This window comes from Sphingomonas sandaracina (assembly GCF_036663695.1).
Taxonomy (GTDB): Bacteria; Pseudomonadota; Alphaproteobacteria; order Sphingomonadales; family Sphingomonadaceae; genus Sphingomonas.
On record NZ_JAXOJK010000002.1, the window covers coordinates 63,332 to 86,034 of the forward strand.

Below are 22,703 nucleotides of genomic sequence, written 5' to 3' on the forward strand. Positions count from 1 at the left end.
TGCGCGGGTTGCGTGAACCGCAAACTACGTCGCATTCAGCCGGCCGACAGGTATCTGAGATCAGGCGCTTTTATGCGGCCAGGTTGTGCTCAAGCGTGATCTCGGCATTGAGGACCTTCGACACCGGGCAATTCGCCTTGGCGTCCGCGGCGATCGCCTCGAACTCTTCCTTGGTGATACCGTCGATCTTGGCGTTCAGCGTCAGCGCCGACTTGGTGATCTTGAAGCCATCGCCGTCCTTGTCGAGCGTCACCTTCGCCGACGTCTCCAGCGTGCCGGCCTCATAGCCCTTGCCCGCCAGCGCGAAGCTCAGCGCCATCGTGAAGCACGACGCATGCGCCGCCGCGATCAGCTCCTCGGGGTTGGTGCCCGGCTCGTTCTCGAACCGCGTGTTGAAGCCGTAGGGGCTGTCGGACAACACGCCCGATTGCGTCGAGACATGGCCCTTGCCGCTCTTGCCGAGACCGTCATACTTTGCCGAACCGCTGCGTGTGGTCATCGTTTTGATCCTTCGCTGGACAAGAAAAAAGGCGCCGTGGTTTCCCACGACGCCCTCTCACAACGCGCGACTACCGAAATAGCGACGCAGTATTTTTCCGACTTAGCGGCAACGACGATTGTTGTTGCTCGTGCCCTTGTCGATCGCGCGACCGGCAAGACCGCCGAGCACCGCACCACCGAGCGTGCCGACCGTACGGTCGCCGCGGGTGTCGACCGTACGGCCGAGCAGGGCACCGCCGACGCCGCCGATGATCGTCCCGGTCGTGCCGTTGCTCTTCTTGCAATAGACGCGGCCGTCACGACCACGCCATTCGCGACGATCGCGGGCGTCTGCGGCAGAAACCGGGATGAGGACGGTTGGCAGGACCATGGCGCTGCAGCCGAGTGCGAGGATGAACTTCCGCATGAGTAAACTCCCTAGTGAATTGATCTGATAGCGTAACGAGGAGACTATACCGCTGGTTTCATGAACCGAAAACAACACCGCGTTCATGTTGGCTCACAGTATTGCGCCGCGGTCCGGCGCTTGTCCTTTACCGGTACCGGCGCGGCGGTTACGCCGCCTGCATGTTGCCCGTCCCCCTGCCTGTCGAGATTCTGCCCGTCGCTGCGCCGTGGCTCGACCTCGCCGGTCTCGCGGTGTTCGCCGCTTCGGGTGCGCTGGCAGCGGCCAAGCGCGGCCAGACCGTCGTGACGCTCGTGTTCTTCGGCCTGATCACGGGCGTCGGCGGCGGCACGGTGCGCGACCTGTTGATCGGCGCGCCGGTGTTCTGGGTCCACGACGCGCGCGCGGCGAGCGTCTGCCTGAGCGTGGCGCTGCTGATCTGGGTGACGCCCGAGCGTTGGTGGAAGGACGAGGCACTGGGCTGGTTCGATGCGGTCGGGCTCGCGGCATACGCGGTCTACGGCGCGGCCAAGGCGCTCGGCTACGGGATCCCGCCCGTGCCCGCGGCGCTGATGGGGGTGATGACGGCGTGCGTCGGCGGCATCATCCGCGACGTGCTGGCGGGCGAACCGTCGATCCTGATGCGACCCGAACTCTATGTGACCGCGGCGGCGCTGGCCGCGACGAGTTACGTTGGGCTGGTGCTGGCCGGCGTTCCGCTCGGATGGGCCGCTGTCATTGCGGCGAGCGCCGGGTTCACGCTGAGGGCGGCCGCGATCCGTTTCCACCTGGCGCTGCCGGCGTATGGTGGAAGCCGCTAGCCTGCCCGCTTTTTACCGTGTTTCCCCGCGAAGGCGGGGATCCAGACTGGGCTCCCGCCTTCGCGGGAGAACAAGGAGGGCGGCCGGACTTTAGCAAGGGTCCGGTCCCTCGTCCGTCCAGCCCAGTCCTATCGCTACCCTACACCACCCCGGCGAAGGCCGGGGCCCAATTGGTGAGGTCGCAGTAACGAAGCGCAGTCCGCCGTTGCGACGTCTCCCAATTGGCCCCCGGCCTTCGCCGGGGTGGATATCTAGCGGGCGTCTATTTTACGGATTGCTAAGAGGTGTGCCGACAAGGTCGGTGCCATCACCCCAGCACCACGCCAACATCCGCAAACCGCTTCAACTCCATCGGCGGCACCGCAGACTCGTTCAGCGCATATCGCCAGTGCCCCACGTCGATCCACTGCCCATTCTTGTACCCGACCTCGCGATATCCCCCCGTGCGGCGAAAACCGGCCGCTTCGTGCAGCATGACCGAGCCGTCGTTGGGCAGCGCGATCGCGCCGATCGCCTGCGTGAACCCTTGCGCGCGCAGCGTGTCGATCAGCACCGCGTACAGCCGCCGGCCCACGCCCCGCCGCTGCGCCGCGTCCGCGACGTAGATGGTGGTTTCGCATGCGAACCGATACGCCGCGCGCTTGTGGAACGCGGACGCATAGGCATAGGCCAGCACACCACCTTCAGCGCCGCCATCATCGCCAGTCGTCGCCACCAGCCACGGATACAGCCCGTCCGACGCGGCCATCCGCGCCCGCATTTCCTCCGCATCGGGCGCCTCGGTCTCGAACGATACCGTCCCGACCAGCACGTGCGGCGCATAGATCGCCGCGATCGAGGCAGCATCTGCGAGCCGGGCAGCCCGGATCACGATACCCCCTCCGTTCGCAGGCGCCGCCATCCTCAGAACCCGATGCGCGCCAGCAACAGGTCGAGCAGCTTCGCATCGCCGATGCCAGCCGTCGTCGGCCCCATGCCGCCGCACTCCAAACAGCGCGCCTGGATCGATCCCGACGTCGCCAGTCGCTTCATGTCGCCCACCGCGCGCGCGAGCATCTGGCGCCGGTCCGCCGCGACATGCGCGAACGCATCGCCACCGCCTGCGTCATCGTCCGAACCGTCATTGCCGAAATCCTGCGCGATCGTCGCGAGGAAGCCCGGCTTCTTTTCCAGATATTCGGCATGCACCTTGGCCGGATCGAGCTTGGCGCGCTTTGCCGCTTCGTCGATCGCATCCTGCAACGTGCCGAACCGGTCGACCAGGCCGATCTGCCGCGCGGTGCCGCCATCCCAGACGCGGCCCTGGCCGATCGCGTCGACCCGCGCCGGCGTCATCTTTCGCGACGCCGCCACGCGCGCGACGAACTCGCGATAGCCGTTCTCGATGCCGGCCTGTGCGATCGCGTCGAACATCGGCGTGGTGCCGCCGACGACATCGGGCTGGCCCGACAGCGGCGTGGTCTTCACGCCGTCGCTGGTCACGCCGATCTTGGCGAGCGCGTTCTCGAAGGTCGGGATGACGCCGAAAATGCCGATCGAGCCGGTGATCGTGCCCGGCTCGGCAAAGATCACGTCGGCGGGCGTCGACACCCAGTATCCGCCGCTTGCCGCGAGCCCGCCCATCGAAACGACCACGGGCAGTTTCTGCCGCTTGGCCTCGAGGATCGCGAGCCGGATCTGTTCCGACGCCAGCACCGAACCACCCGGCGAATCGACGCGCACGACCAGCGCCTTCAGCGTCTTCTTCGCGAGCCCGTCGAGCACCGCCTTCTCGATCGTCTTGCCCGCCGCCTTGCCGGGACCGCTCTCGCCGTCGACGATCTCGCCGGCGATCGTCAGCACGCCGATCGCGTCGCCGCCGGTCGGCAACGGGTTCGCCCTCACCCAGGCGTCGTATTTGATCGCGTTGTAATTGCCCGCGGGCTTCTTGTCGTCCGACCCGGCGATCTCCGCGACGCGCCGCCCGAATGCGGTGCGGTCGCCGAGCTTGTCGACGATCCCGGCGCGCAGGTTCGCTTCGGCGACGCTGCCGTTCGCGGCGATGATGATCTTGTCGGGCGCGCTCAGGAACTGTGCGATCTGCGCCTTGGGGCGTGCCTTCGCAACGGCCTCGCGCCACTGCGCGAACAGCGTGCCGTACAGCGCGGTGCTCGCCGCTTTCGCGTCGTCGCTCTGGTCGGCGCGCGTGTAGGGTTCGACGAACGACTTGTAGCGGCCGACGCGGTAGACGTGCGCGTTGACGCCGAGCTTGTCGATCAGGCCCTTGTAATAGAGCTGGTTTCCGCCCGGTCCCATGAAGATCGTGCCGCCCAGCGGATTGACCCAGACCTCGCTCGCGTTCGCGGCCAAGCGATAGCCGCCATCGGTGTACGCGGTCGCATAGGCCAGCACCGGCTTGCCGCTCGCCCGCACCCGCGCCAGCGCGTCGCCGACTTCGCCCAGGGCTGCGGGATAGGCACCGCCGAAGCTGTCGAGATCGAGCACCAGCACCTTCACGCGCGCATCGGTCCGCGCGGTGTCGATCGAGCGGACCACGTCGCGCAGGCGGAACTGGCGAGTCGTGCTCTGCCCCGACAGGGCGGCGAAGGCTGCCTGTTCCTCGGGCTGCTCGACGATCGACCCGTTGAGGTCGAGCACCAGCGCGCCGTCCTTGATCGGCTTGGTCCCCGGCCGCGCGTTGAGCGCCGCGAAGACCAGCCCCAAGAACAACAGCATCGCGATCAGGACGAGCGCGTCCTTGATCGCCACGAGGAACTTCCACACGCCCCGGACAAGTCGCCATTTCTTCCGCGGGGGGCGGGCGGGATCGACATAGGAGGGGGTGTAGGACGGCGCAGCGGTATCGGTCATGGCACGAGAGCTAGAGCATGCGTGGACGGAGGTAAATGCCCTGTATTACGGTGCCAACACAGGCGGGCGTTCGAGTCCTCGCATTTACCCGAGCGCTACAGAGTCCCCCTCCCGCTTGCGGGAGGGGTTAGGGGAGGGGAGTCCCACGAGCATCCCGCCCGAAAAACCCCTCCCCCGACCCCTCCCGCAAGCGGAAGGGGGGCAGAAGGGAGCATCGAACCGCCCGAGTGTTCTCCTGCGAACGCAGGAGCCCAGGATACCAAGCACCGCCCTCCGTCACCCTGGACTCCTGCGTGCGCAGGAGAACGCCAGTGCGGTTATCAGAACAAGTATCGACCCCTCAGCCACGATGCCCGAAACCCACGCCCGCCCGAAAAAATTCGCCCCCGGAACCTTTGACATGGCCGCCCACCGGACACATATGCCGTTCGTTGGCACTCGGGATCCCTGAGTGCCAGAAATCTGTCACAATCCCAAAAGGACATGGATCCCATGAACTTTCGTCCGTTGCATGATCGCGTGCTGGTGAAGCGCCTCGAAGCCGAAGAGAAGACGGCTGGCGGCATCATCATCCCCGACACCGCCAAGGAAAAGCCGCAGGAAGGCGAAGTCGTCGCCATCGGCACCGGCACCCGCGCCGAGAACGGCACGATCACCCCGCTCGACGTCAAGACCGGCGACAAGATCCTGTTCGGCAAATGGTCGGGCACCGAGGTCAAGGTCGACGGCGAAGACCTTCTGATCATGAAGGAATCCGACATCCTCGGGATCGTCGGCTGACTTCTGCCGGGTTACCTAAGTGTAACCTTATCGTGACTTTTCAACTTATGCGAAAGGGCAGCTGACATGGCTTCCAAGGACGTAAAATTCGGTCGTGACGCGCGTGAGCGCATCCTCCGCGGCGTCGACATCCTCGCCGACGCAGTCAAGGTGACCTTGGGCCCCAAGGGCCGCAACGTCGTCATCGACAAGAGCTTCGGCGCACCGCGCATCACCAAGGACGGCGTCACCGTCGCCAAGGAGATCGAGCTCAAGGACAAGTTCGAGAACATGGGTGCGCAGATGCTGCGCGAAGTGGCCTCGAAGACCAACGACATCGCCGGTGACGGCACCACCACCGCGACGGTTCTGGCGCAGGCCATCGTCCGCGAGGGCATGAAGTCGGTCGCAGCGGGCATGAACCCGATGGACCTGAAGCGCGGCATCGATCTCGCCGTCATCAAGGTCGTCGAGGACGTCAAGGCGCGTTCGAAGCCGGTTTCGGGTTCGAAGGAAGTGGCGCAGGTCGGTATCATCTCGGCAAACGGCGACCGTGAAGTCGGCGAGAAGATCGCCGAAGCCATGGAGAAGGTCGGCAAGGAAGGCGTGATCACCGTCGAGGAAGCGAAGGGTCTCGAATTCGAGCTCGACGTCGTCGAGGGCATGCAGTTCGACCGCGGCTATCTGTCGCCGTACTTCATCACCAACCCCGAGAAGATGACCGTCGAGCTTCAGGATCCCTACATCCTGATCCACGAGAAGAAGCTCTCGAACCTGCAGGCGATGCTCCCGATCCTGGAAGCCGTCGTTCAGTCGGGTCGTCCGCTCCTGATCATCGCCGAGGACATCGAGGGTGAGGCTCTGGCCACGCTCGTCGTCAACAAGCTGCGCGGCGGCCTGAAGGTCGCAGCGGTCAAGGCACCGGGCTTCGGCGATCGTCGCAAGGCGATGCTCGAGGACATCGCGATCCTGACCAAGGGCGAGATGATCTCGGAAGACCTCGGCATCAAGCTCGAGACCGTCACGCTCGGCATGCTCGGCACCGCCAAGCGCGTTACGATCGACAAGGACAACACCGTCATCGTCGACGGTGCCGGCGATCACGACACGATCAAGGGCCGCACCGAAGCGATCCGCCAGCAGATCGAGAACACGACCAGCGACTACGACAAGGAGAAGCTCCAGGAGCGTCTCGCCAAGCTTGCCGGCGGCGTTGCCGTGATCAAGGTCGGCGGTTCTTCGGAAGTCGAAGTCAAGGAGCGCAAGGACCGCGTCGACGACGCGCTGCACGCAACCCGCGCAGCCGTCGAAGAAGGCATCGTCCCCGGCGGCGGTACGGCCCTGCTGTACGCAACCAAGGCGCTTGACGGCCTAGAGGGTGCGAACGACGACCAGACGCGCGGTATCGATATCGTCCGCAAGTCGCTGACGGCTCTGGTTCGCCAGATCGCTCAGAATGCCGGTCATGACGGTGCGGTGGTTTCGGGCAAGCTGCTCGACGGCAACGACTCGAACATCGGCTTCAACGCCGCGACCGACACCTACGAGAACCTCGTGGAAGCCGGCGTGATCGATCCGACCAAGGTCGTCCGCACCGCGCTGCAGAACGCAGCATCGGTTGCAGGCCTCCTGATCACGACCGAAGCGGCCGTGAGCGAAATGGCCGAAGACAAGCCCGCCATGCCCATGGGCGGCGGCGGCATGGGCGGCATGGGCGGCATGGACTTCTGATCCGAAGGGCAGGATTATAGCCAGACTGGCTATAATCCTGCCCGAGGACGGCCGGCGGGTCGGCGGCGCAAGCCACCGATCCCGTCCGACGAAAGCAGCGGCTCCGCCGATGCTCGGTTCCAAGCCAAACCACCGACCAAGGCAAAGGGCTGGGGAGCAATCCCCGGCCCTTTGTTTGTCGTTCGAAGACAAGCGCGGATCATCGGGCTTTACGCAAAGCAACCGGACCGATCCGGCCAGAATACCCGCGATGTGTATACCATCCGCAATCGTCGACATCGTCCCGGACACGGCCACTCGGGAGGTGCAACCGCGCTACGATAGCGCTACTACCGCCGCATGACGCCAGGACGCATCGATCAACTGACCGAAGCTCAGCGCGCGTGCTTGCGGCTTGTGTTGACGCATCACAACTCGAAGGAAATCGCGGCGATCTTCGGCGTGTCGCCGTCGGCGATCGACAAGCGGATCGAGCGGGCGATCCAGATTCTCGGCGTCGGCACGCGGTTCGAGGCGGCACGGCGGCTCCAGGAGCATGAGGGGTTGCAGGACAGCGTCATCACGCCGGAACGCCCGCCGAGCGACGAAGCACCGCCTGCAGATACACCCATTTTGACGTACGAACGGCTCCCATCCGAACCAATCGACGTTCCCATTCCCCCGTCCCCACCGCCAAAGGTCGACCAGATCGAGCCGTGGGGGCTCGTTCGCCGCTTCATGGGAATGTCCCAGCCAGGCGGGCCGATCGGCACAGCGCGGAACCGGATTTCGAAGGGCGACAGGATCGTCAGATTGATCGGACTCATGGGTCTGATCGCCATTACCTCGATGGCGATCGTGAACATGGCGATGACGCTGACCAGCCTGTTGCGGTCGAACCGCAACCATACTGCTCCGATACACGGTCCGGCTACGGCGGCGCCAAGGGGGAGAATAACGATGCTGAAAGAACGCCGCACCGCGACCGACGCGGTCACGCTGCAATTCCTGAAGGCCGAAGCCGCCGTCGACGAGGCAGCCATGCTCGCCGCGTCGTGCGTGGCGACGCTGCTGCAACAACGTGTCGCCGCCAACCTGCCGGTCGGCACGGGTGTCGCCGCGTTGCAAATGATCTCTCAGGCCTCGCTCGACATCATCACCGCGCGCCAGCGGTTCGTCGAGGCGCATCACGCGCTCGTCCAGGTCCGGACGGACATCGGGCTTGGCCAGTTCTACGGCTATGGCGACACCGCCGAATGCCCGCCGAACGAAGGTGCCTTGCGCGCAGACCCGCCACTTCGCCTCGCCGCGGTCGCCTGATCGACCACGTACGGTCCTGCTTCGGAGGGTAAAGTTGGATCGGGTCCTGATCTTCTACACGATACAGTTGGCGGCTTCGGGCTATGCCATCCTGCGGGGTGGCGCACCGGAGCGGCTGACGGGGCTGGCGTTGCTGATCGCGGCGCTGTCGACCGGTATCGTCGAGCGCAACGTGACTTCCCTGTTTTCGGGGTTGGAACTGGGCGTCATGATCGTCGACCTGATCCTGCTCGCAGTCATGATCGGGATCACGCTGAGCGCCGATCGTTTCTGGCCGGCCTGGGTCACCGCGCTTCACGCGTTGGGGACCGGGGCGCATCTGGCCAGAGCGATCAGCCCCGATGTGATCCGGCTCGTCTACGCGCTGCTCTCCGCGGCATGGAGTTATCCCATCGTTCTGCTTCTCGTGATCGGGACAGCCAGGCACTCGCAACGGATCCGGGCAAAGGGCTGGGATCTCGATTGGAGCCGGCAAGATCCGACGATACGCTGAAGTGATATCGGACACAGCCCTGATGACCTACGCATGCTCCATCGTTTCCGGCGTTGCGCTCAAACACAATCCGCCACCCGTCCCGTCGGACCCCGTCCTGGTCGAGGTCGCGCGGCGGCTCTACATGATGCGAAAGGTTCGCGACGACCTGTTGGGCACCAACCTGTTTTCCGAACCGGCATGGGATATCATGCTGGACCTGTTCATCTCCGATGACGAAGGTCTGAGACTGAGTGTATCGGCGGTGTGCATCGGCGCCCGCGCACCCTCGGCGACGGCCCTGCGATATCTGACGATGCTGCAGGATTCGGGTCTCGTCGAGCGCAGCCGCGACGAACGCGACGGCCGGCGGTCTCACGTCCAGCTCACGCCACTCGGCCGCAGGCGGATGGAAGGGTTGCTCGCACGCATGGTGGACGTGTGAGCGAATCAGCCGAGCCGGAGAGCGGGTTGCCACGCATGGAGCGCTGGAGCGGATGACGGGAATCGAACCCGCGTATTCAGCTTGGAAGGCTGCTGTACTACCATTGTACTACACCCGCTCGGTGCACCCAGGCGTGGCGCCGAGTTAGCGTCGCAGCGCGGCCGGCGCAAGCGTCACATGGCATCGCAGCCCCCAAGGCCTTGCTCGCAACGCCGCGAGATGGTTCACGCGTTGCTCACCATTCCGCGCTACGGGCGATAGCCGATGGATCACGACGCGACGCTTCCCGACCGGGCCAGGCCCGATCCCCGTCCGCGATCCGCGGTAAGCGGGGGCGCGGGGATTTGCGGCCTGCTGGGCATCTTCACATGGCTCGGTATCGCCCGCTGGTATGGGATGGACGGTCCGTATTCGGCGTTGGTCAACGTGTTCGCGTGCGGGTTGCCGATGGTCGTCTGGTCGCTGGCGATCGACAAGGTCCACCGCAACGACAGTACCGGGATCGACTGGTCCGCCCGCAAGCCTGTGCGCGCGACGCTCGAGACGAGCCTTACCAAACTCGCCGGGCTCTGGGCGACATGGGCGGCCATCGCGGTGATATACGGAACGGTGCGATCATACTGGCAGGGCAATTTCGCGTTTGCGATGTGGTGCTTCACGAACGCGGCGCCCATCCTGTTCGTCGCCTCCATCCCCTATGTCGTATGGATCGACCGATATCTGATCGAGCCGCGCGACGGCGCCTGGCACCTCGGCGCCTGGCTGACCGGGCAGGCGGATGTCGAGCATGAGGCCATATATGGCCATCTCCGCGCATGGGGGGTGAAGACGTTCTTCCTCGCCTTCATGCTGGCGATCGTACCGCCAGGATTCGCCACGTTCGTCCGCGGCGATCTGGGGTCGGTGCTGCACGATCCCGTCGCATTGGCGAACTGGCTGATCACCTTCATGTTCCTGATCGACGTGGCGTTCGCGACGGTCGGCTACATCCTGACGCTTCGTCCACTCGATTCGCATATCCGCAGCGCCAACCCGTTCGCCGCCGCGTGGATGGCGGCGTTGATGTGCTATCCGCCGTTCATCCTGATGAACGACGGCGGTCCGCTCGATTATCATCCGGGCACGTCGGACTGGGCGTACTGGTTCCAGGGGCATCCGGTGTTGCTTGCCCTCATTGGCGCGGTCCTGGTCGCGCTGACCGCGATCTATGCCTGGGCGACGGTGGCATTCGGCTTTCGCTTTTCCAACCTGACCAACCGCGGCATCCTGACGCACGGGCCCTATGCGATATCGCGGCATCCGGCGTATCTGTCGAAGAACCTGTTCTGGTGGATCTCGACGATTCCGGTCCTGACCACGGGCAGCATCGTCGATGCGACGCGGGCGACGTTGCTGCTGGCGGCGGTCGGCGGCGTGTATTTCTGGCGCGCGAAGACCGAAGAGCGGCATCTGAAGCTCGATCCGGACTACCGCGTGTATTTCGACTGGATGACCCGCAACGGACTGGTGCCGCGGCTGTTCGCGAGGATCAAGGGCAAGGCCTGAGGACCGAAAACTGTCCGGATCTGGCTAGGACATAAGCCACCTCGCGTCCGTCATCCTGACGAAAGTCAGGATCCAGGGTCACCAAGGACAGCCGTTAATGGCTCTGGATCCTGACTTTACTTAGGATGACGATACCAGTGCAGGCTTGTCTCCGCCGAGGCGAAGGGGCGATTAGAAGCTCGATTCGTCGTACACCTTCGAAACGTCGCCGCCCCAAACGCCGTGATACTTCTCTAGCAGCACTTCCGCCGGCACCTTGCCGCTGCGTACGATCTCCCGCAGCGGGTCGAGGAAGCCGGTCTCGTTGTCGCCCGCCCGATTGAACCGCGCCCGTGCCGACAGCCCGGCCCCGGCAATATCCAGCGCATGGCCCGCGATATCGCGCAGCGTGCCGCCGCCCGCGATCGGCGCGTCCAGACCCAGCTTCGGCACCGCATCGCGCAATGCCTGACGCTCGTCGATCGACCAGTCCTTGACCAAGTCCCACGCCGCATCGAGCGCGCCCTGATCGTACAGCAGTCCGACCCACAAAGCCGGCAGCGCGCAGATACGGTTCCACGGCCCGCCATCGGCACCGCGCATCTCGAGGAAGGTCTTCAGCCGCACCTCGGGGAACGCGGTCGACAGATGATCGGTCCAGTCGTCGAGCGTCGGCATCTCGCCCGGCAGCACCGACAATTCACCCTTTAGGAAGTCGCGGAACGACAGCCCGGCCGCGTCGATATACTTGCCCTCGCGGTAGACGAAGTACATCGGCACATCGAGCGCATACTCGGTGTACCGCTCATACCCGAAGCCATCCTCGAACACGAACGGCAGCATGCCGGTGCGGTGCGGATCGGTGTCGGACCAGATATGGCTGCGATACGACAGCATGCCGTTCGGCTTGCCCTCCGTGAACGGCGAGTTGGCGAACAGCGCGGTCGCCAGCGGCTGGAGCGCGAGGCCTACGCGGAATTTCTTCACCATGTCGGCTTCGGACGCGTAATCCAGGTTCACCTGGATCGTGCAGGTCCGCAGCATCATGTCGAGCCCCATGCTGCCGACGCGCGGCATGTGCCGCAGCATGATCGCATAGCGCCCCTTGGGCATCGTCGGCAGTTCGACGCGCGTCTTGTCCGGCCACATGCCGAGCCCGAGGAAGCCGATGCCAAGCTTCTCGCCCGCCGCCTTCACCTGCTCCAGATGGCGCCCGGTCTCGGCGCAGGTTTCATGCAACGAGTCGAGCGGCGCGCCCGAGAGTTCGAACTGGCCCGCGGGCTCCAGGCTGATGCTGCCGTCGGGACCCGACATGGCGATGGCGTTGCCGCCCTCCATGACCGGCTTCCAGCCATATTGCTCCAGCTCGCCGAGCAGCGCGCGGATGCCGCTGGGCTCGTCATAGGACGGTGCGTGATGATCGCCGTTCGCATAGACGAACTTCTCGTGCTCGGTGCCGATCCGCCACGCGTCCTTCGGCTTTTCGCCGCGCGCGAAGCTAGCGATCAACTGGTCGCGCGACTCGATCGTCGGGCTGGTCTTTTTCGGAGCGGAATTAAGCGTCATGATCGCGCCTTACGCGCCGATGAACGACCCCGCTAGAGGGGATTCGGACCAATCGGTACCTATATCGCCCGGCTGCTCAGGCGGGACTCCAATCGCCCGCCGCCGCCATCCACAACGCGACCGCCGCGCCCGCTGCCGTTTCAGCGCGCAGGATGCGCGGACCGAGCCCGATGCCGACCGCGTTCGGATGCGCGCGGATCGCCTCCCGCTCCTCCGCGTCGAAGCCGCCTTCGGGACCGATCAGTATCGCCGCCGGACCGGGACGCGACCGCATCGCCTCCAGCGCCGGCACGCCGCCGGTCTCGTCGGCAAAGAACAGCGCGCGATCCTGCGGCCAGTCGCGTAGCAGCGCGGCGAGCTTCACCGGCTCGGCAACCTCGGGCAGGGCCGTGCGACCGCATTGCTCCGCGGCCTCGATCATCTGCGTCCGCAGGCGCTCGGTATTGGGCTTGTCGACGATCGTCCGCCGCGTGACCACCGGCACCAGCCGCGCGACGCCGAGCTCGCACGCCTTCTCCGCCATCCAGTCGATCCGGCCCTTCTTGAGTGGCGCGGCGCACAGCCACAGATCGGGCACGTCCTCCCGCGGCCGCAGCAATGCGGTGACGTCGAGCCCCAGGTCGCGCTTGCCGACGCTCGCCGCGACCCCGAGCCATTCGCCGGTCCGATCGTCGAACAGCTTCACCGGATTGCCGATCTTCATCCGCATCACCCCAACGAGATAATGCGCGGCCGGGCCATCCACGTGGAGGGGACCGGCCGAAAGCGGCGTATCGACGAATAGGCGCGGCGTGGATTGCGGCGGCCAGGCGGGAGTCGCGGGCATGGGGGCGTCCTAGCAAATCCTCACCAGCACGGGGAGGGGGGCAGTCCGTCGCCAGCAGACCGAGTCAAGTTGACGGGTGTTGGCATCTACAGAGTTTGACCGGCGGATACCCAAGGCTCCGTCATCCTGACGAAAGTCAGGATCCAGGGTAATTGCGGATTGTCCTTCTTGGCTCTGTATCCTGACTTTCGTCAGGATGACGGTTAGCGATCTTGGTAGCTGATTGTTCGTAGTCGGACGGCGGGTGAGCGATGGATCCTCAACGTTCCTCGTACAATTGTTCCTGAGCCGCCCCTTTTTGGCAGTTCAGTTCAGCGCTTCCGCCGCGCCCACATCTTCCGCGCCACCACCCACGCAACAACCAGAATCACGACGCCAAGGATCAAAACCCCAGCCACCGCCCCGGCGACCCGAAAGATCCCCCAGAACAATGCCTCGACGAAGCGGCCGACCGCGACCGAAAGGCCGATCACAAAAGGGGCTCCACACGCGACACGCCCCACCGGTAGCCGGCAAAGGCTTGCGCGCCAAACCCCGTCTTCCTACGCCTCCGCTATGCAGACCAAGCCGAGCCACGCGGAAATCGTCCCCGACAGCGAACACAAGGGCTTGGTCGGCAGCCTCCCGCCAACCCTCCGCGGCCTTGCGCTCCTCGCCCGGTTCGACCGCCCGATCGGCTGGTGGCTGCTGTTCTGGCCCGGCGCCTGGGGCGTCGCGCTCGCCGGCGGCGCGGTCGACCGATGGGACCTGATCCTCTGGCTTCTCCTCGGCAGCATCGCGATGCGCGGAGCAGGCTGTGTCTTCAACGACATCGTCGACCGCGACCTCGACGCACAGGTCGCCCGCACACGGGCCCGGCCGATCCCCAGCGGGCTCGTCTCGATCAAGCTCGCCTGGATCTGGCTCGTCTCGCTCTGCCTGATCGGCTTGGTCGTCCTGGTCCAACTCACCCCCTTCGCCGCGATCGTCGCGCTCGCAAGCCTCGCCCCGGTCGCCGCTTATCCCTTCATGAAGCGCATCACCTGGTGGCCACAGGCGTGGCTCGGCATCGTCTTCTCCTGGGCGCTGCTGGTCGGCTGGAGCGATGTCGCAGGCGCTCTCAATACGCCGATGTGGCTGCTCTATGCCGGCTCGATCGCCTGGGTAATCGGCTACGACACAATCTATGCGCTGCAGGACCGTGAGGACGACGCAATGATCGGCATCCGCTCGTCCGCGCTCCGTATGGGCACACACGTAAAGGCCGGTGTCGGCGTCTGCTACATCGCTGCCATCGCGCTCTGGGCCGCAGCCTTCTGGCAAGTCCGTCCCGACCCGCTTGCGCTCGCGGCGCTCGTCCCCGTCGCAACCCATCTCGCGTGGCAGGTCGCCACCCTAAAACCCGACACCCACGAAGGCGCCGGCATCGCCGCGCTCGCCCGCTTCCGCGCGAACCGTTTCGCCGGACTACTCATGTTCCTCGCCTGCGTGGTTGTCGGCACGAGCCTGCATCCTTAAGTCGCTGATATGCTGACCCCAGACCAAGCCCGCGACCGCGCCCACGACATCGTCCAGCGCGCGAGGGCCGCCGGCGCCGACGCCGCCGACGCGGTCTTCGCCGCCGATGCCGCACTCGACGTGTCGATCCGCCTCGGCAAGCTCGAAGATATCGGCCGCTCCGAAAGCGAGGATCTCGGCCTGCGCGTTTTCGTCGGCCAGCGCTCGGCCAGCGTCTCGACCTCCGATCTGTCGACCGCCGCGATGGACGCGCTGGTCGAACGCGCGGTGGCGATGGCACGCGAAGCCCCCGAAGATCCCTGGGCCGGGCTCGCTCCCGCCGACCGCCTCCTCCACGGCATCGTCCCGATGCTCGGCCTAGACGACGGCGGCGAAGCCAGCCCCGAGCAACTCCGCGATGCAGCCCTCGAAGCCGAAGACGCCGCCCGTGCCGTCCCCGGCGTCTCGAATAGCGAAGGCGGTGGCGCCAGCGCCTCGCGCAGCGTCTGGGCGCTCGCCACCAGTCACGGTTTCGCCGGTGCCTACGCCGCGACCGGCTACGGCGTCTCGGCCAGCGTGCTCGCCGGGGAAGGCGGCAACATGCAGCGTGATTACGCGCACCACAGCGCCCGCCTCCGCGCACATCTCGAATCCCCCGAAGCGATCGGCCGCCGCGCCGGTGAACAGGCGGTCGCCCGGCTCAACCCCGGTCGCCTCGTCAGCGGGCCCACCACGATCGTCTACGACCGTCGCGTCGGTGGATCGCTCGTCGGCCACATGCTTGGCGCAATCTCCGGACAGGCGATCACGCGGAAGACCAGCTTCCTGCTCGATTCGCTCGGCAGCCAAATCTTCGCGCACGGCATCACCATTCGCGACGATCCGCATCGCCCGCATGGCCTGCGCTCGCGCCCGTTCGACGGCGAGGGCCTACCCGTATCGCCGAGCGAGATCATCGAGAATGGCATGCTCGAACGCTGGCTGCTCGACTCAGCTTCGGCACGCCAGCTCGGTCTCGAACCGACCGGCCATGCCGCCCGCGGTGTCGGCGGCGGCCCCGGCGTAGCGACCAGCAACGTCTTCATGGAGCCGGGCCATGTCCCGCTCGAAACGCTGATCGCCGACATCGAATCGGGCGTCTACGTCACCGAACTGATGGGCGGCGGCGCGAACGGCGTGACCGGCGACTACAGCCGTGGCGCGGCCGGCTTCCGCATCGAGAACGGCCAGATCACCACGCCGGTCGCCGAGTTCACGATCGCGGGCAACGTCAAGGACATGTTCCTCGCGATGACGCCAGCGAACGATCTCGAATTTCGCTACGGCGTCAACGTACCGACTCTCCGCGTGGAGGGCATGACGGTGGCGAGTGGCTGACCGGCGGCGCCGCGGGCCGGAACGGTCGCCGGAATGGCTGCGCGCGATGGCCGACGCCGTCGCGAAGATCGCCATGGAGGCCGGCGCGATGGCGCACGACCGCTTCGACACCGATTTCCAGCGCTGGGAAAAGACCCCAGGCAGCCCGGTCTGCGAACTCGATATCGCGATCGACCGGATGCTCAAGTCCCACCTGTCGACTCTGCTCCCCGAAGCCGGCTGGCTCTCCGAGGAGACCGCCGACAATGCCGACCGCCTCGCCCACGACCTGCTCTGGGTGGTCGACCCGATCGACGGCACCCGCGACTATATCCGCGCCCGCCCCGGCTGGTGCGTCTCGATCGCGCTGGTAGACCGCGGCCGCCCGGTTATCGGCATCCTCGACGCCCCCTCCCGCGGCGAGCATTGGCAAGCCGTCGCAGGCCAGGGCGCCACCCGCAACGGCATAGCGCTACAGACCGGCACCCGCACGGAATTCGCCGGCAGCCGCACCCCAGTCGACGCCCTTCCCAAATCCGACCGCGACCTCGTCATGGTCCACAAACCCAACTCAATCGCGCTCCGCATAGCGATGGTCGCCGCCAACGAAGCCGACCTCGTCGCCACCCTCCGCTGGGGCAACGAATGGGACATCGCCGCCGCGGTGCTGGTGGCGAGCGAAGCGGGGGCGACGGTGAGCGATGCGCTGGGCGCACCGCTGGTGTTCAACAAGCCGCGGCCGCAGGCGTTTGGTGTGTTAGCCTGCGCGGCGGGCATTCATGCCGCAGCCGTCGAGCGGTTAGCGGACCGGGCGCGCACCGTGCTGGGGTGACGGCGATCATGCAGAGGATTGCGTACGGTCTCCTTACGCGAAGCTGGCGGCAATTTCGGCCGTCCGTTTACGAACGATACGCATTCCAGGCACGAACCATTTTTCCTTTGCGTCACAAGCCATTGTAATCCCTTACGCAGCAGTAGAGCCCCATCGGGCAACTGGCACTGATCTCAAACGACTCGACGACTACACGGCTGGTTTTGGTATTTCCGAGGCAAAGCGCGATATAGTACTTGTTTGCCGAACGGGCTCGGCAACGGCCAAGGGATACCGATGTCCAGTTTCGAGATGATACCGCAAGACGCGTACGAGCAAGCATCCGGAACGAGGGAACAGCAGTTCGTCATCCTAGCCCAAGCCGCGCGAGAGTCGCTCGACCGATATATCATTCGTGACAGGGATGTGTTCTCGCAGGAGTACAGCGAGGTGGACTCCATCAAGGGACAATTCGTAGGCGAGATCGAGGGACTAGCGGAAGAACTCGGCATCACCGATCTACTGGATTCCCGTGTGATGCAGGCAGGGCGGTACGCCGAAGTTCAAGGGTTGGTGAGTAAGCTAATCGCTCGATATCGCCTACGCGAAAGGCAGAGCAATGCAGTCAGTTCCCTTCGCCTGTCGGTAAAAAATAAGGCGTGGCTACGGCAGGAGCTAGAACACTTAAAAAAGTTCGTAATCGAAGCAGATCTACCGAAATGGAAGCGAGTATCGCTTACCGAAAAGCTCAACGAATTGATCAAAGCACTGGATCGAGAGCGCCTCAGCTATGCACGGTAATGGCGGTGATTGTCCCAATCTCCGCCGTGTTTGGCACATCCATGACGGGGCTAGCTCAGTTACCCAAAGCGATCGAGGCGGTTCATAACATAATCGCCCGGCTAGGCGCGGATCACGCGGCCAATGAAGAGGAGCAACTGCGCGTCGAGGGACCGCCAATGCTGATAACCGACCAAGCCGACGACGACTCAGAGTTTGATGACGACGTGCCATTTTGAAGGTTTAGTCCCCGGCTGTCAGCTTGGTTCCACGCGCGGCCCGTAGCGGCTCCTGCGACCGCTCGCCCGATTACCCTTCGTCCGGCTGGTCAAATGAAACTGGGTACACCGGTCGCAACGATAGGCCCTGAGCGGCACTCGCCCGGCTTCCGCCACGACCAACGCATCAGCCGCCGACACGAACCGCGCCTTTCGACGGCAGACGCTGAGCCGGGTACGTTTCACCCGCTCACTCCTTGTACTTCATCTCCAAGAAGCGGCCCCGCGTCGACAGATTGTCGAGGTCGCTTTGCGCCAGCCGCGCGGTCATTTCGCCGATTTCCTGTTCGATCAGCTTCAGCCCGTCGACCAGTTCGGCATCGGGCGTACGGCCGTTGCGCGGGGTGGTGCGGAGCGACGCCGGGACTTTCTCGTAATCCTTGACGAAGGCGGGGAGCTGTTCGCCGATCAGCTTCCGCACGTCGACCGCTTCCTGCGTGTTCGCGTCGAGCGTTGCGAGTTGCGGCTTCAGCGTTTCGAGTCGCAGGCCGATCCGGTCGACCAGCGTCATCGCCGGTGCGGGGAGGGCGGGGCGTTGCGCCTCCAGCCAGCGTTCGGTCTGCGAAGGGAGTGCGCGGATGTCGACCGCCGCGAGGCGCTCGGGCGTCGGAGCACGTTCCGCCGGCCACACCGCGAACAGCACTGTGGCGGCGACCAGCAACGCCATCACGAGCATCGCGCCGCCGATCCCGAGCGGCACGATCCAGCCGATCACCATCGCCGCTATCAGGATCGCGACGTCGGCGACCGCGATCCGGGTCAGGCGCTTGCCGATCGCTTGAGTCTGCCGTGCCCGTCCCCGAGAAGGCGCACCCGCGATCCCCGCGCCGGTGCGGTCGTCCGAAATGCGCGACCAGGAGGCGCGGGCGCTGGCGATGGCATCGTCGACTTCGCTCACGAGGGTTACATCGCCTCCAGCTTGAACGGGCTGGCGGAAGGTCCGCCAAGCTGGCCTTGAGTCGCGCCTTCAGCCCGCGCGATGTACCCACGGGATTTATCGACCTCGTTCGACAGCGCGCCGACGGTGACCTTCATCGAATCGAGCGCCTTCAGCTTGAACACGTCAATCGCGTCCATCGTGTCGTAGATGTTCTGGAACGCGCGTTGCAGCGTCTCCAGCGGGATCGTCGCCGATGCCGCCTGCTCATGGATCTGTGCGGTCTGCGATTTGAGCAGCTTGCCGGTCGAATCGATGATGTTCGCGGTCGTCGTGTTGAGCGCGGTGATCTGCTCCAGCACCAGCTTCTGGTTGGTCAGCGCCTGCGCCACCGTCACCGCGGTGCGCAGCGCCGAGACGGTCGTGGTCGACGCGCGATCGACACCCTTCACCAGCTCGACATTGTTCTTCTTGACCAGATCGAGCGCGAGATAGCCCTGCACGGTCACCGCCATCTGCGTCAGCAGGTCCTGCGTCCGCTGGCGCGTGTAGAACAGCGCGGTTTCGCGGATCGCCTTCGCCTTGGCGGGATCGGTATGATCGAGATCGTTGGCGACGTCCTCCAGCTTGGCGTCCATCGTCTTCGACAGATGGATCATCTGCTCGAGCCGGCCCATCGCCGCCCACAGGTTCGCGCGCTCGGTATCGATCGCGGCATTGTCCATCAGCAGCTCGTCCTTGCCCGAGCCGAGGCTCTTCAGGATCTGCGCGATGTGCGTCTGCGAGGACTTATAGCCGTCGAAATAATTGCGCATCTTGCCCCCGAACGGGATGATCCCGAACAGCTTCTGCGGCGCGGTGAGATTGCCCTTCTTGCCGGGATCGAGATCCTCGACGACGCGGCGCAGCTCGGCCAGGTCCTTACCGACGCCGGTCTCCTGATCCATCGCCTTGACCGGGCGATCGAGGAAGCGGTTCGACTGGCCGGCGGCCTCGCGGATTTCCTTCGCGCCCATCGCGGTGATCGCATCGACGCGCTTGCCGAACTCGGGCGAATTGACGTCCTGCGCGACGAGATCGGTGACGAAGCCCGACACGCGCTCCTCGAGCTGCGACTTCACGCCGGCATCGACGGGCACCAGCCCGGCCGCCTTCGAGGCCGCGACGGTCGGCACCGGATCGGGCGGGGTCAGCACCAGGCCAGGCTCTTCAGTCAGCGTTTCGGGTGTCGTCGCCATGCGTCAATCTCCGTTCGATGGGACATGGTGGCTGCAACCCGTCCCACGTTCAAGTGGCATATATAGATAACACACCAGACTTGCCAACCTCGCCTTGAAACGTCGGGACGGCGTCGACAGCTTGGGGCAGACATCACCGGAGTTCCAGCATGCGCGCCATCGGCTACACCAAGTCGCTCCCGATCGACGATCCGCAGTCGCTCGTCGATCTCGACCTTTCTAAACCGGAAGCGACCGGTCGCGATCTGCTGGTCGAAGTGAAGGCGGTGTCGGTCAATCCGGTCGACACCAAGATCCGCCAGCGTCGCGCTGATCCCGAAGGCAAGCCGCAGGTGCTGGGCTGGGACGCATCGGGCATCATCGTCGCGGTCGGCCCGGACGTGACCGGGTTCAAGGTCGGCGACGAAGTGTTCTACGCAGGTGCGATCGACCGGCCCGGTACCAATTCGGAGTATCACAGCGTCGACGAACGCATCGTCGGGCACAAGCCGGTGTCGCTAGACTGGGCGCAGGCGGCGGCGCTGCCGCTGACCTCGGTCACCGCATGGGAGACGCTGTTCGACCGCCTCGACGTGCGCAAGCCCGTCCCCGGCGCGGCGAACGCGATCCTGATCATCGGCGGGGCAGGCGGGGTCGGCTCGATCACGATCCAGCTCGCGCGGCAGCTCACCGACCTGACCGTGATCGCCACCGCGTCGCGCGACGAGACGCGTGGCTGGGTCGAGGAGCTCGGCGCGCATCACGTGATCGATCACCGCAAGCCGCTCGCCGCGCAGGTCGAGGCGCTCGGGCTAGGGGCGCCGGCGTTCGTGTTCTCGACGACGCATACCGACGAGCATATCGCCGAGATTGGCGAATTGCTCGCGCCGCAGGGCCGGCTGGCGCTGATCGACGATCCGAAGACGCTCGACATCGTGCCGCTGAAGCAGAAGTCGATCTCGGTGCACTGGGAGCTGATGTTCACGCGCTCGCTGTTCCAGACCGCGGACATGGCGGAGCAGGGCAAGCTGCTCGACGAGGTCGCGCGGCTGGTCGATGCGGGGACGATCCGGACGACGCTCGCGGAGAATTTCGGGAAGATCGACGCGGCGAACCTGCGGCGGGCGCATGAGCGGATCGAGAGCCATACGGCCAAGGGGAAGATCGTGCTGGAGGGGTTTTAAGGCACCCCGTCATGCCGGGCTTGTTCCGGCATCACCGATCCGCGCAACCAATGGTGGCGAGCGTGCGGAACGGTAGACCCCGGAACAGGTCCGGGGTGACGGAGTGGGTTGTACAGGGCGAAGCGAAATATCGGGTGGGGGAATCCGAGACGGGCTACTCGATCATAGGTACCCCTCCAGCTTCGGCCACCACCCCGGCGAAGGCCGGGGCCCAATTGGGGGACGTTGCTAACGGATGGCGGCGCTCCATTATTGCCACCTTACCAATTGGGCCCCGGCCTCCGCCGGGGTGGCGAGATTGGAGGGCTGGGGCCTCTTCCTGTTCCCTCGCGAACGCGGGGGCCCAGGAGCCAGGGACGTCATCGCTTGTAACTCTGGACCCCCCCCCCTTCGCGGGGGAACAGCGGGGTGGGTGCTCGCTCGATTGCTACCGATTGAGACTGGCGGCGAAGCAAACACACGATACTCTACGATATGCTCCGCCCGCTGATCCTCGCGCTCGCTCTCCTCCCTGCGGCAGCCACAAACCGTCCCCCGCCAGCGGATCCACTAACCGCCACGATCCACACCGAAGACGCCGACCGCTTTGCCACCCTTTTCGCCAAGACTAAAGGCAAGCCCAGCGCCGCGCAACTCAAGCGCGACTATCTCGACAAGGGCAGTTTCGGGATCGGCGTCTTCACCCCCGGCCGGATCGTCGACGCCGACAATCTCGCGCGCGCCATCGCCGCCAACCCGACCCGTTACGCGCAGGCGATCAAGACCTGCCTCCCCGCCGCCAAGGCCGCCACCGCCGATCTCCGATCAATCTATCTCGGCCTCCAGGGCGCGCTCCCCGACGTGAAGCTCCCGCAAGTCTATATAGTCTTCGGCGCGAACACCTCGGGCGGTACCGCCAAGCCCGGTGCGCAAGTCCTCGGCCTCGAAGTGCTGTGCCGCATGTCCCCCACGCCCGAGAAACTCCGCCAGACGCTCCGCCATTTCTTCGCACACGAGACGGTGCATGCCTTCCAGCAGGACGCCGGCATGACGCTCGCCCGCGACCCGCTGCTCACCGCGATCCTCGTCGAGGGCGCCGCGGACTTCATCGCACAACTCGTCACCGGCGAGGAGCCTGACGCCGCCCGCGCCGCCTGGGCCGCACCCCGCGAGGCGGAACTCTGGCGCCAGATGCAGGCCGACATCGCGCTTACCCGCAAGCTCACCGACAATGACGACCCGGAAGAAGGCTCGCCCGAGGCCAAGGCCTATGCCCGCTGGATCGGCAACTACTCCACGCCGCCCGCCGGCTGGCCGCCCGAGCTCGGCTATTGGATGGGCCTGAGGGTCTGGCAGCGTTACTACGCCGCCGCCCCCGACAAACACGCCGCGCTCAGGGCTATGCTGGCGGTTCGCGATCCTCGGAGCATTCTCGCCGCCGGAATTTATAAACGGCGTTGACCACACGCCCCCCGTCATCCTGACGAAAGTCAGGACCCAGAGCCACGGATGGCAGCTTTCGTTACCCTGGGTCCTGACTTTCGTCAGGATGACGACACGGCTCGG

At 65.3% G+C, this 22,703-nt stretch carries 23 protein-coding genes and 1 tRNA gene; 14 read left to right on the forward strand and 10 right to left on the reverse strand.

Going from position 1 to position 22,703, the window contains the following annotated elements; genetic code table 11:
* Positions 1 to 70 precede the first annotated feature (70 nt).
* A complete protein-coding gene (locus tag U1707_RS05635; RefSeq protein WP_332799130.1) occupies positions 71 to 499 on the reverse strand; it encodes an OsmC family protein in 429 nt (142 codons plus the stop codon).
* Between the two features lie 102 nt (positions 500 to 601).
* Positions 602 to 907, reverse strand: a complete 306-nt coding sequence (locus U1707_RS05640; RefSeq protein WP_131583811.1) for a glycine zipper 2TM domain-containing protein — start codon at positions 905 to 907, stop codon at positions 602 to 604.
* A gap of 161 nt (positions 908 to 1,068) precedes the next feature.
* Between U1707_RS05640 and U1707_RS05645 the strand changes: the two genes are divergently transcribed.
* Entirely contained in the window at positions 1,069 to 1,707 is a 639-nt protein-coding gene (locus U1707_RS05645) for a trimeric intracellular cation channel family protein (RefSeq protein ID WP_332799131.1), read from the forward strand.
* A gap of 307 nt (positions 1,708 to 2,014) precedes the next feature.
* Here the strand turns inward: U1707_RS05645 and U1707_RS05650 are convergent, their stop codons facing one another.
* Positions 2,015 to 2,608: a GNAT family N-acetyltransferase gene (locus U1707_RS05650; RefSeq protein WP_332799132.1), complete on the reverse strand. Its 594-nt coding sequence runs from the start codon at positions 2,606 to 2,608 to the stop codon at positions 2,015 to 2,017.
* Positions 2,609 to 2,610: 2 nt separating this feature from the next.
* Positions 2,611 to 4,557, reverse strand: coding sequence for a signal peptide peptidase SppA (gene sppA, locus U1707_RS05655; RefSeq protein WP_332799133.1), 1,947 nt, complete (start codon positions 4,555 to 4,557; stop codon positions 2,611 to 2,613).
* 492 nt (positions 4,558 to 5,049) lie between these two features.
* On the opposite strand from sppA, the gene groES reads away from it, so the two are divergent.
* The 5 genes from groES to U1707_RS05680 all read left to right on the forward strand — a co-directional run bounded on the left by groES (position 5,050) and on the right by U1707_RS05680 (position 9,263).
* Positions 5,050 to 5,337, forward strand: coding sequence for a co-chaperone GroES (gene groES, locus U1707_RS05660; RefSeq protein ID WP_056052039.1), 288 nt, complete (start codon positions 5,050 to 5,052; stop codon positions 5,335 to 5,337).
* A 66-nt stretch (positions 5,338 to 5,403) separates the two neighbouring features.
* The gene (gene groL, locus U1707_RS05665) at positions 5,404 to 7,047 is read left to right on the forward strand and encodes a chaperonin GroEL (RefSeq protein WP_056052034.1); all 1,644 of its coding nucleotides are present in this window, start codon (positions 5,404 to 5,406) and stop codon (positions 7,045 to 7,047) included.
* 339 nt (positions 7,048 to 7,386) lie between these two features.
* Positions 7,387 to 8,346 carry a sigma factor-like helix-turn-helix DNA-binding protein gene (locus tag U1707_RS05670; RefSeq protein WP_332799134.1) on the forward strand — a complete coding sequence of 320 codons (960 nt, stop codon included), beginning with the start codon at positions 7,387 to 7,389 and terminating at the stop codon, positions 8,344 to 8,346.
* 34 nt (positions 8,347 to 8,380) lie between these two features.
* On the forward strand, positions 8,381 to 8,839 hold the full coding sequence (locus U1707_RS05675) for a hypothetical protein (RefSeq protein WP_332799135.1): 459 nt from the start codon (positions 8,381 to 8,383) through the stop codon (positions 8,837 to 8,839).
* A 22-nt stretch (positions 8,840 to 8,861) separates the two neighbouring features.
* The gene (locus U1707_RS05680) at positions 8,862 to 9,263 is read left to right on the forward strand and encodes a MarR family winged helix-turn-helix transcriptional regulator (RefSeq protein ID WP_332799136.1); all 402 of its coding nucleotides are present in this window, start codon (positions 8,862 to 8,864) and stop codon (positions 9,261 to 9,263) included.
* 44 nt (positions 9,264 to 9,307) lie between these two features.
* Here U1707_RS05680 and U1707_RS05685 read toward each other — a convergent pair.
* Positions 9,308 to 9,381: transfer RNA gene (locus U1707_RS05685), tRNA-Gly, on the reverse strand.
* A gap of 146 nt (positions 9,382 to 9,527) precedes the next feature.
* On the opposite strand from U1707_RS05685, the gene U1707_RS05690 reads away from it, so the two are divergent.
* Positions 9,528 to 10,808: a methyltransferase family protein gene (locus U1707_RS05690; protein ID WP_332799137.1), complete on the forward strand. Its 1,281-nt coding sequence runs from the start codon at positions 9,528 to 9,530 to the stop codon at positions 10,806 to 10,808.
* A 171-nt stretch (positions 10,809 to 10,979) separates the two neighbouring features.
* On the opposite strand, the gene U1707_RS05695 is transcribed toward U1707_RS05690, so the two are convergent.
* From U1707_RS05695 to U1707_RS05705, 3 genes are all read right to left on the reverse strand, one after another.
* Positions 10,980 to 12,353 (reverse strand): glutamate--cysteine ligase, encoded by a 1,374-nt coding sequence (locus U1707_RS05695; RefSeq protein ID WP_332799138.1) that lies wholly within the window; start codon positions 12,351 to 12,353, stop codon positions 10,980 to 10,982.
* Positions 12,354 to 12,429: 76 nt separating this feature from the next.
* A complete protein-coding gene (locus U1707_RS05700; RefSeq protein WP_332799139.1) occupies positions 12,430 to 13,179 on the reverse strand; it encodes a 16S rRNA (uracil(1498)-N(3))-methyltransferase in 750 nt (249 codons plus the stop codon).
* Between the two features lie 311 nt (positions 13,180 to 13,490).
* A complete protein-coding gene (locus tag U1707_RS05705; protein WP_332799140.1) occupies positions 13,491 to 13,652 on the reverse strand; it encodes a hypothetical protein in 162 nt (53 codons plus the stop codon).
* Positions 13,653 to 13,734: 82 nt separating this feature from the next.
* On the opposite strand from U1707_RS05705, the gene ubiA reads away from it, so the two are divergent.
* The 5 genes from ubiA (at position 13,735) to U1707_RS05730 (ending at position 17,841) form a co-directional block, all read left to right on the forward strand.
* Positions 13,735 to 14,676, forward strand: coding sequence for a 4-hydroxybenzoate octaprenyltransferase (ubiA, locus tag U1707_RS05710; protein ID WP_332799141.1), 942 nt, complete (start codon positions 13,735 to 13,737; stop codon positions 14,674 to 14,676).
* 9 nt (positions 14,677 to 14,685) lie between these two features.
* Entirely contained in the window at positions 14,686 to 16,032 is a 1,347-nt protein-coding gene (locus U1707_RS05715; RefSeq protein ID WP_332799142.1) for a TldD/PmbA family protein, read from the forward strand.
* 46 nt (positions 16,033 to 16,078) lie between these two features.
* Positions 16,079 to 16,843 (forward strand): 3'(2'),5'-bisphosphate nucleotidase CysQ, encoded by a 765-nt coding sequence (locus tag U1707_RS05720; protein ID WP_332799143.1) that lies wholly within the window; start codon positions 16,079 to 16,081, stop codon positions 16,841 to 16,843.
* Positions 16,844 to 17,119: 276 nt separating this feature from the next.
* The gene (locus tag U1707_RS05725) at positions 17,120 to 17,623 is read left to right on the forward strand and encodes a hypothetical protein (RefSeq protein ID WP_332799144.1); all 504 of its coding nucleotides are present in this window, start codon (positions 17,120 to 17,122) and stop codon (positions 17,621 to 17,623) included.
* Positions 17,623 to 17,841 carry a hypothetical protein gene (locus U1707_RS05730; RefSeq protein WP_332799145.1) on the forward strand — a complete coding sequence of 73 codons (219 nt, stop codon included), beginning with the start codon at positions 17,623 to 17,625 and terminating at the stop codon, positions 17,839 to 17,841. Before U1707_RS05725 ends, U1707_RS05730 begins: the two co-directional genes overlap by 1 nt.
* Before the next feature lie 229 nt (positions 17,842 to 18,070).
* Here U1707_RS05730 and U1707_RS05735 read toward each other — a convergent pair whose 3' ends face one another.
* Together U1707_RS05735 and U1707_RS05740 are read right to left on the reverse strand one after the other, a co-directional pair.
* Positions 18,071 to 18,778 carry a hypothetical protein gene (locus tag U1707_RS05735; protein ID WP_332799146.1) on the reverse strand — a complete coding sequence of 236 codons (708 nt, stop codon included), beginning with the start codon at positions 18,776 to 18,778 and terminating at the stop codon, positions 18,071 to 18,073.
* Positions 18,779 to 18,783: 5 nt separating this feature from the next.
* Positions 18,784 to 19,995 (reverse strand): toxic anion resistance protein, encoded by a 1,212-nt coding sequence (locus tag U1707_RS05740; protein ID WP_332799147.1) that lies wholly within the window; start codon positions 19,993 to 19,995, stop codon positions 18,784 to 18,786.
* 149 nt (positions 19,996 to 20,144) lie between these two features.
* Between U1707_RS05740 and U1707_RS05745 the strand changes: the two genes are divergently transcribed.
* Together U1707_RS05745 and U1707_RS05750 are read left to right on the forward strand one after the other, a co-directional pair.
* Positions 20,145 to 21,158 (forward strand): zinc-binding alcohol dehydrogenase family protein, encoded by a 1,014-nt coding sequence (locus U1707_RS05745; RefSeq protein ID WP_332799148.1) that lies wholly within the window; start codon positions 20,145 to 20,147, stop codon positions 21,156 to 21,158.
* 474 nt (positions 21,159 to 21,632) lie between these two features.
* Positions 21,633 to 22,598: a DUF2268 domain-containing putative Zn-dependent protease gene (locus tag U1707_RS05750; RefSeq protein WP_332799149.1), complete on the forward strand. Its 966-nt coding sequence runs from the start codon at positions 21,633 to 21,635 to the stop codon at positions 22,596 to 22,598.
* The last annotated feature ends 105 nt before the right edge of the window (positions 22,599 to 22,703 follow it).

Excerpts from the sequence above, each read along its gene's own strand:
- U1707_RS05635 (WP_332799130.1), bottom strand. The coding sequence starts at position 499 with ATGACCACACGCAGCGGTTCGGCAAAGTATGACGGTCTCGGCAAGAGC.
- U1707_RS05640 (WP_131583811.1), bottom strand. The coding sequence starts at position 907 with ATGCGGAAGTTCATCCTCGCACTCGGCTGCAGCGCCATGGTCCTGCCA.
- U1707_RS05730 (WP_332799145.1), top strand. The coding sequence starts at position 17,623 with ATGGCGGTGATTGTCCCAATCTCCGCCGTGTTTGGCACATCCATGACG.
- U1707_RS05740 (WP_332799147.1), bottom strand. The coding sequence starts at position 19,995 with ATGGCGACGACACCCGAAACGCTGACTGAAGAGCCTGGCCTGGTGCTG.
- sppA (WP_332799133.1), bottom strand. The coding sequence starts at position 4,557 with ATGACCGATACCGCTGCGCCGTCCTACACCCCCTCCTATGTCGATCCC.
- U1707_RS05725 (WP_332799144.1), top strand. The coding sequence starts at position 17,120 with ATGTCCAGTTTCGAGATGATACCGCAAGACGCGTACGAGCAAGCATCC.
- U1707_RS05650 (WP_332799132.1), bottom strand. The coding sequence starts at position 2,608 with ATGGCGGCGCCTGCGAACGGAGGGGGTATCGTGATCCGGGCTGCCCGG.
- groES (WP_056052039.1), top strand. The coding sequence starts at position 5,050 with ATGAACTTTCGTCCGTTGCATGATCGCGTGCTGGTGAAGCGCCTCGAA.
- U1707_RS05695 (WP_332799138.1), bottom strand. The coding sequence starts at position 12,353 with ATGACGCTTAATTCCGCTCCGAAAAAGACCAGCCCGACGATCGAGTCG.
- U1707_RS05690 (WP_332799137.1), top strand. The coding sequence starts at position 9,528 with ATGGATCACGACGCGACGCTTCCCGACCGGGCCAGGCCCGATCCCCGT.
- ubiA (WP_332799141.1), top strand. The coding sequence starts at position 13,735 with ATGCAGACCAAGCCGAGCCACGCGGAAATCGTCCCCGACAGCGAACAC.
- U1707_RS05745 (WP_332799148.1), top strand. The coding sequence starts at position 20,145 with ATGCGCGCCATCGGCTACACCAAGTCGCTCCCGATCGACGATCCGCAG.
- groL (WP_056052034.1), top strand. The coding sequence starts at position 5,404 with ATGGCTTCCAAGGACGTAAAATTCGGTCGTGACGCGCGTGAGCGCATC.
- U1707_RS05715 (WP_332799142.1), top strand. The coding sequence starts at position 14,686 with ATGCTGACCCCAGACCAAGCCCGCGACCGCGCCCACGACATCGTCCAG.
- U1707_RS05700 (WP_332799139.1), bottom strand. The coding sequence starts at position 13,179 with ATGCCCGCGACTCCCGCCTGGCCGCCGCAATCCACGCCGCGCCTATTC.
- U1707_RS05750 (WP_332799149.1), top strand. The coding sequence starts at position 21,633 with ATGCTCCGCCCGCTGATCCTCGCGCTCGCTCTCCTCCCTGCGGCAGCC.
- U1707_RS05645 (WP_332799131.1), top strand. The coding sequence starts at position 1,069 with ATGTTGCCCGTCCCCCTGCCTGTCGAGATTCTGCCCGTCGCTGCGCCG.
- U1707_RS05670 (WP_332799134.1), top strand. The coding sequence starts at position 7,387 with ATGACGCCAGGACGCATCGATCAACTGACCGAAGCTCAGCGCGCGTGC.
- U1707_RS05680 (WP_332799136.1), top strand. The coding sequence starts at position 8,862 with ATGACCTACGCATGCTCCATCGTTTCCGGCGTTGCGCTCAAACACAAT.
- U1707_RS05720 (WP_332799143.1), top strand. The coding sequence starts at position 16,079 with ATGGCCGACGCCGTCGCGAAGATCGCCATGGAGGCCGGCGCGATGGCG.